Raw genomic sequence first — 715 nt, forward strand, 5'->3', positions numbered from 1 at the left:
GGGGTAGAGAACTTGTAGATTAAATAGAGCCCCCTGAAGGGCGATACTTTTACTAAAAGATCTTAACTTCCTTAGGACAAACTTTTTAAACCATGACTTCATACCGACAGATGTACTACCACGTCATTTTTCACACCAAAAGAAATAAGCCTACTTTAAATCCAGACTCAAAGGATGTGTATAATTATTTATGGGGAATAGTTAAAAACAAAAAGTCAAAACTTTATCAAATTAATGGTATTGAAGACCATATTCATTTACTGGTTGACATCCATCCCACCAATGCAGTTTCAGATTTTATGCAAGACTTAAAAGCCTATTCAAGTGCGTGGATTAAACAATCTAAAGCACATCCAAATTTTACGGGTTGGGCGGATGGATATGGATGTTTCACCTGTTCAATTCATGAAAAAGACAAATTGATTAACTACATCAAAGGGCAAAAAGAGCATCATAAAACAGAAACCTTTGAAGAGGAATATCGAAGGTTATTGATCGAAAATGGAATTGAGATTGATGAAAGGTATTTTTTGAATAAGAATTAGTTTCGCCCTTGCAGGGCTACAATAACTTACTTCACGACTTACCCCCGGCTTCGCCGAGGGTTATGAATTGTTGCAATCCTTCGGATCTTTTTCGAAAGAATACAAAGAGACTTCCCGAAATATTAAATGATTTTAAAATACTGTGATTTGTACACGTGATTATAAATCCC

General features: G+C 35.2%; 1 protein-coding gene. It reads left to right on the forward strand.

Features of this window, described 5'->3' with window-relative positions; all coding sequences use genetic code 11:
• The first annotated feature begins 92 nt into the window (after positions 1-92).
• The gene (gene tnpA, locus BVH04_RS08750) at positions 93-545 is read left to right on the forward strand and encodes an IS200/IS605 family transposase (protein WP_086541093.1); all 453 of its coding nucleotides are present in this window, start codon (positions 93-95) and stop codon (positions 543-545) included.
• Positions 546-715: the final 170 nt, after the last annotated feature.

The sequence above is a fragment of the Algoriphagus antarcticus genome, assembly GCF_002150685.1.
Classification (GTDB): domain Bacteria; phylum Bacteroidota; class Bacteroidia; order Cytophagales; family Cyclobacteriaceae; genus Algoriphagus; species Algoriphagus antarcticus.

Excerpts from the sequence above, each read along its gene's own strand:
- tnpA (WP_086541093.1), top strand. The coding sequence starts at position 93 with ATGACTTCATACCGACAGATGTACTACCACGTCATTTTTCACACCAAA.